The following is a 6,461-nucleotide window of genomic DNA, read 5'->3' as shown; positions in this document are numbered from 1 at the left end:
ATGAGCATCTGGGACGGAATGAGCAACGAAGAATGCGAGTGCTTCTCAGCGGTCTTTTTCAAGTAAAATAAAGTCGTCCAAAAAATTTCCCTTTAAAAGACAATCCAGCAGACTAGCTGAAAGCGCTTGTCATTCGAGGCGCGAATTCCGACACAGAGCGGAGTTGCCTCTTCTGGCAATGAGCATCTGGGGCGGAATGAGCAACGAAGAATGCGAGCGCTTCTCAGCGGTCTGCGGTTACGACAGCAATCGCTTCGCCTCCAAAAACCGCTGCCCCGCCGTAAACAGCTCCACTGCAAAAAATGCCAGTGTAATCCACAAAGCGTAATCCTGAAAAATCATTAAAGCGGTTAAAAATAAAAAGCCTTCGGTTCGCTCAGCGAGACCTGCCTGATAGTGAAAGGATTTGACTCCGTTGTTTTCGGAAACATTTCCGACCGTTAAAAATATGGTCATGGAGACGACGATCGATGCCATCAGCAGCAGGGCTGCCCATAAAATATCCGGCAGTAAGAACGCTACCCCTAAAATGACGCTGATTTCCACAATCCGATCAAACGTTACATCCATTACCGTGCCAAATGGAGAGGGTTTCGTTGCGCGGGCCATTGAGCCGTCTACTGCATCGAGATAGCCGGAAAGCCACAAGGCAATCACGGCAGCCCAGGGGAAACCGAGATAAACCAGTACACCGGAGGACGTCCCAATTAAAAAGGACAAAACGGTGACTTGATTGGCGCTTAGTCCCGCTTTCAGCAGGCTGTCAGCAGTCTTCTGAATAGCGGGCTGTACATATTTTCGTGCATGTGTATCCAGCATTTCTACTGACACCTCCTTCTTCTATGTATCAGTTGTTTTTTCAATACCAAGCCATGAAGCTACTTTTTTTCTGTAGAGAAAAGGAATGATAAGCAGCGCTAATCCTGTGAGGACTGTAATGACGATCAAACGGGTGTTGCCCTGAGCAAAGCTTGAGCCAATAAAAGCATAACCAAATGTCCCAGGAATGATTCCAATGATCGTTGCCAGAATGAAGGACCTGAAGCGCACATTTGCCAATCCGGCTGCATAGCTGATTAAATCAAAATTCAGCATGGGGATAAAGCGAAGAACCAGTACATAAAAAAAGCCCCTTTTTTCCATTAGTTTCATGATTTCTGCGACTTTCCCTTCCTGCTTCCCCTTCACAAATGATTTTTCAAACGTTCGGGCGACCCAAAAAGCAACCGCTGCACTCGAAGTAGCTCCTATTAAAATATAGAGAAACCCTTCAAGAGCACCAAATGCGAGACCGCCAGCAAGCGAGATCACAGACGCCGGAAAAAGAATGAGCGGTCTGATTGTATAGATTAGAATAAAGAGCAGCGGTGCCCATATCCCAAAAGACTCAATCCATACCTGAATTTCCTGTGGGCCTGCATTTATATACTGGCTGCTGAACCAAAGAAGCAGCCCAAGTCCAGCTGCAAATAAGACTAGAGGAATAAACTGCTTTACTTTTGCCTTCATGTTATTCCTCCTTTTGCGAAAATGATCGTATTTCTTTCCTGTTTATTGCCACATATCCGATTTCACCGGGCGTCAGGTGAGATAGGTTCTGCCTGACTGGGATGATATGTCTTCTTTTCGTGTCTGTGAGCTGTACATGGGCATAGGAATCGCCAAATTGATAGGTTTGATTAAGCCAATGCGCTTCTAATACGTGGTATTCCTCACTAAAAGCCTCTTTTGACTTGCTCCACACAAAAAGGTGATTCGGTGCGTACTCATCTTCATTAAGCACAATGACATCTGCATAATGCCTGGCGACCAGTTTATTTGCCGGGTGCTCGTATACCTGTCTTGGAATGCCGATTTGCTGAATGGTTCCTTCTGCAAGGACGGCGACTTTATCTCCAAGCAGCATGGCTTCTTCACGATCATGTGTCACAAAAACAGCTGTCATTTTTTCCTTTTTCAGCAGCATTCTGACCCAGTCTCTCAGCTCCCGCCTTAAATCGGGGTCAAGTGAACTGAACGGCTCATCGAGTAAAAGGAGCTTTGGCTTAAGCACCAGCGCCCTGATTAAAGCGACCCGCTGCTGCTGGCCACCTGATAATTCATGGGGGTAGGCATGAGTATAGTCTTCAAGCCCCACTGATTTTATATACTTAATGCCTTCAGTTGCAGCTTCTCTTTTGGAGCGTTTCAGTTTTAACCCATAAATCACATTTTCCAAAATCGTTAAATGAGGGAACAGCAACGGCTGCTGAAACACCATTCCCACCGTGCGTTCATTTGTTTTCCGATGTTCTGCCGGCTGGTCCTCAAGCAGCGCCTGTCCTGAGGTAAAATGCTCAAGGCCTGCCATACAGCGTAGTAATGTGGATTTCCCTGTGCCTGATGGACCGACGAGAGATAAAATTTCTCCTTTTTCAAGCGAAAATTGAACATCGGTAAAAATCGCTTTTTCCTGATACACTTTCGTTGCTTTCTTAAGTGAAAAATAGGTCATGTAACACCTCTGTTTACTAAAGTCCCTTTATATGTCAAAAGTTTTGATAATAATTCAACCACTGCCACTGCAATGACGGGCAGCAGGGCAAATGCAATAGAAAAAGCCGCCATCACCGTATCATTGACCGATTGCAAAAATGGATAATAAATTATGGGAAGCGTAATGACGTTTCCACCGCCAATCACAGCCGTCAGGACATATTGGCTCATACTGATCGTAACCGTTAAAAAGACAGCACTGCGCACACTTGGCATCAGTAAAGGCAGCTCAATGGACCTGAACACATGAAAGGAGCCTCCGCCAAGAACCTTCGCCTGTTCGATAATGCCGGACCCAACTCTGTCATAACCCGCTTTCATGACTTTTATTGTATACGGAATGGTAGGTACGAGATGAACAATGACCACTCCGAGCCACTGATTCGCGAGTCCTAAACGGATCATGGTAATGTGAAGCCCGAGTGCTGCTGCCATGGTTGGAATAAATAAAGGAAGCAGCAAGAACGTTTCAAGCAGGCCCTTTCCTTTAAAATCGGAATGGGAAAGAGCTTTCCCTGCAAGAATACCGACAAAAAGATTTAAAAAGGTTACGGTCAAAGCAATGAGAATGGATAGTAAAAGAGCCTCATAAATCCTTGAATCCATCAGAAATACTTCCCATCCGCGCAGCGTCCAATCAAATGACAGAGGCTCCCCCCATTTCCAGACAGGGGTAAAACTTTTCACAGCCAGCATAAGAGCAGGCAGCAGAAAAAGTAAACTTGATAACAAATAAAATACGGGTTTTTTCACCTTACTCCTCCTATCGCTGATGCTGACTTTTTGAAATAAGCCATCTTCTTCTGTTTAGTAAAAGAAAGGACAGCAGGGCAAACAAGCTCATGACAATCGAGATCATAAACAGCAGCGCAAACGCATAGGAGCGTTCATCCCAGCTGATGCCGTAAAACCAATCGTATGCTAAAACGGCCGTCATTTGTGGATATTGGACACCAAGGAGTGCTGGCACCTCATACGCTGTAAAAATGAACGCCGTTACAATTAAAAAGACTTCCACGAGAACCGGCTGTACCCACGGCCATTCAATCGTTTTAAAATAATCCCTCTTCGTGCCCCCAAGCACATGAATGACTTCTCCATACTGCTTCGGCAGCTGTGCATATACCGGAAGCAGCATTAACACGACAAAGGGAATCTCTTTCCATAAATACGTAATAATGATGCCCAATCCTTCTTTATCCTGAACGATCACGGGGAATTGATTTCTTGATTCAAGCAAGCCGATACTGTACAAAAAAGAGGAAAGCACGCCGCTTTGTCCAAGAAGTAAAAGGACAAAGTATCCCCACACAAAATGAGGAAACAGCATCGGAATCCATAAAATCCACTTGCCTAAACTGTTTTCAATAAGTGTGTGAAAGGAACGGATAAGCGCCCATCCAATGACAATCGATAAAGCGGTGGAGATCAATGTGATGGAAAGACTATAGCCAAAAGAAGCATATAGTCTTTCCTCCAAAAACAAATCTCTATAGTATGAAAGTGTCCACCCATTCGGTCCCTTTACACTTTCTACAAATGACATCACAAGGCTGTAGAGAACGAGTAAAAGAAAGAAGAAAGCGGGCACTAGTAAAGCTGTGGTTCGTTTATTGAGATGCCACTTCATCAATCCACTTCTCCTGCAGCCACGGCACATACGCAGCATCTATTTCCGGCAAAAACGCATCGTTCAGCGTTTGCTGATCCAAAACCGTCTTTCCCCGATCAATTTTCTCAAATGGCTCTTTCTGCTCACTGCTTAATGCAGTTAAATCAATCGGTGTATTTTCACCCCAATACTCCGGGGAAAGCTTTGCTGATTGAGCATCTGGCGCCAGCATGAAATCAATGGCCGCCATGGCCGCTTCTTTATTTGGACTGTTAAAAGGAATGGATAGGAAGTGAGTGTTTCCTATCGAACCGGGTTCTTCCAGGATGAAGGATTCCGTTGTTTCCGGAAAAATCCCATCCTCAACAAGGACTTCCGCTCTTGCCTCATTGTAGCCCATCGTCATCCAGATCTCTCCTTGACTGTACAGCCGGTCAAGTTCAGTGAGTGAGGACGGATAGGTTTCCCCGCTCCTCCACAGATCAGGTTCCATCTCATTTAAGTAGCGCCAGACATCCTCTGATTCTTCTTCGATTAAATTCATAGAAAAAGGTTCATCAAGCAGCTGCTCCAAAGAAGAAGCTTTTCCGTAGAGAACATGTCTGATAAATGCATCCCCCGTAAAGTCTCCTGCAGCAGGATAGGTGAATTTCCCCGGATTTTCGCGGGTCCATTTCTGAAGCTCTTCTAATGTAGAAGGCGGGTTGCTGATTTTTGAAGAATCATAATGGAAAACAAATTGCACTTTCCCCCATGGCGCTTCAAACCCTTCTGTTTCGGTACCGAAATCATAAGTGAAATCGAGGCTTTCTGTATCATAGTAGGATTGATAGTTGGGGATTTGCTCCGTAAATGGACCGTGCAGCAGCGAGCTTTCTTTTGCCCGTTTAAAATTTTCACCATTCATCCAAATCAGGTCGATCGTCCCGTCCTGCTGTCCCGCTCTTTTTTCTGTTTCAAGCTTTTGAATAATTTCGTTCGTATTCAAGGGGATGCGTTCAAGCGTTACATCATACTCTTCTTTCAAACGAGGCTTCACCCATTCATCCATATACTGATTGATTCCTTCATCTCCTCCCCACATATACATTCGAACCGTTTCTCCAGCTGCTGTCTGCCGGATTTCCTCCCATGTCTGCTGCTCCGTCTGTTCGGACGAATTGGATGCAGGTGGTTGACCCGTGCACCCTGCTAATGCAAGGATCAGAATGCTTTGTGTAAGAAAAAAAGATTTTTTCATGCGCTCACCACTTTCTCTTAATGCCTACTTGAACGTAGTTTGAACCAAAGTGTTTCTATCTAACAGTGTAGTCTTTTTTTCTCTATAAAGGTAACGATAGTGCTCTACAAAAAGATCACTTCTTTATAGCATAGAATCACAATCACGACCTGACTCGTTCTGAGTTGATTCCAAAAAAAGCTGCTTCCATTTTTCAGGAGGCAGCTTTTTTCCTATCAGCGAAAACGGATTTTTAAATAACCGCTGTCCAATCTTTGGACTTGCGATCGTAGCTAAACCAGGCATCGGGGGTTTGTTTCATCCGTACTGTCATCTCTTCTTCAAGATCATTGAGACTTTCATAATCCCCTACGAGCCAAATAGGAATGTCTATTTTGGTTCTCGTCGTACTGGCTTTTGCAAGTGAGATGACGGCTCCCTCCTGCAACAAATGAGTTATGGTTCTTACCGTTTCTTTTGGAAGCAAAGAGATCATTTTTTCCTTTTTCCATCGCATCATGTTTTTTCCGTTTCGATGGTGATACCATTTAGCCGGCAGTACTGTGCCCAATACTGAATAAAAATCTTCCCAATTACGGTAATACGTACGATTCATCGTGCCGTCTTCCGCTGTAAGGTAAACGTATTGATTATTGAGCTTTCGATAAAATGGTAGTCGAAGATGATTTTTCATATGCCCGATATATAATAGCTCGGCGATTTCCTGAGAAGTCATTTCATCGACTCCTGCTTCATCCTCAAAATCAATCCAGCAAAAATCCCCGTATGATTCAATCGTGTCCTTAGCCATCTTACTCAACTCATCTGCACTGACATATTCCATATGAGTATGCATATTAAAAGATGCATTGTCATACTGATGTTTCAGGAGCAAAAGGTGATGGAGATTTGCAGACAATGCATGGTAAAATTCTTTAAATTCGATGCCAGCAGACATCACATAATCCTGCGCTGAATTAAGATGAATATAAATCCATTCAGAAGATCCCGCTTGAGGTTTCAACTGACCATCACCCCTTCTGTTATTTCATTAAGTATAGTGTATTCAGCTGTAAAAGATCGAATAAAAAAAGA

At 44.1% G+C, this 6,461-nt stretch carries 7 protein-coding genes; all 7 read right to left on the bottom strand.

What is annotated here, in order from left to right; translation table 11 throughout:
• Positions 1-237: 237 nt before the first annotated feature.
• On the bottom strand, positions 238-819 hold the full coding sequence (locus KR50_RS06315; RefSeq protein ID WP_041056287.1) for a CDP-alcohol phosphatidyltransferase family protein: 582 nt from the start codon (positions 817-819) through the stop codon (positions 238-240).
• A gap of 21 nt (positions 820-840) precedes the next feature.
• The gene (locus KR50_RS06310) at positions 841-1,509 is read right to left on the bottom strand and encodes a TVP38/TMEM64 family protein (RefSeq protein ID WP_052476837.1); all 669 of its coding nucleotides are present in this window, start codon (positions 1,507-1,509) and stop codon (positions 841-843) included.
• A 1-nt stretch (position 1,510) separates the two neighbouring features.
• Positions 1,511-2,494, bottom strand: a complete 984-nt coding sequence (locus KR50_RS06305; RefSeq protein WP_041056285.1) for an ABC transporter ATP-binding protein — start codon at positions 2,492-2,494, stop codon at positions 1,511-1,513.
• Positions 2,491-3,288: an ABC transporter permease gene (locus KR50_RS06300; RefSeq protein ID WP_041056282.1), complete on the bottom strand. Its 798-nt coding sequence runs from the start codon at positions 3,286-3,288 to the stop codon at positions 2,491-2,493. The genes KR50_RS06305 and KR50_RS06300 overlap by 4 nt, the downstream gene beginning before the upstream one ends.
• A 10-nt stretch (positions 3,289-3,298) precedes the next feature.
• Positions 3,299-4,165: an ABC transporter permease gene (locus KR50_RS06295; protein ID WP_041056279.1), complete on the bottom strand. Its 867-nt coding sequence runs from the start codon at positions 4,163-4,165 to the stop codon at positions 3,299-3,301.
• Positions 4,146-5,387: an ABC transporter substrate-binding protein gene (locus tag KR50_RS06290; RefSeq protein ID WP_041056276.1), complete on the bottom strand. Its 1,242-nt coding sequence runs from the start codon at positions 5,385-5,387 to the stop codon at positions 4,146-4,148. Before KR50_RS06290 ends, KR50_RS06295 begins: the two co-directional genes overlap by 20 nt.
• Before the next feature lie 232 nt (positions 5,388-5,619).
• A complete protein-coding gene (locus tag KR50_RS06285; RefSeq protein WP_041056274.1) occupies positions 5,620-6,390 on the bottom strand; it encodes a hypothetical protein in 771 nt (256 codons plus the stop codon).
• Positions 6,391-6,461: the final 71 nt, after the last annotated feature.

This window comes from Jeotgalibacillus campisalis, assembly GCF_000829515.1.
GTDB lineage: Bacteria > Bacillota > Bacilli > Bacillales > Jeotgalibacillaceae > Jeotgalibacillus > Jeotgalibacillus campisalis.
This window is presented reverse-complemented; position numbering and strand designations above follow the sequence as displayed.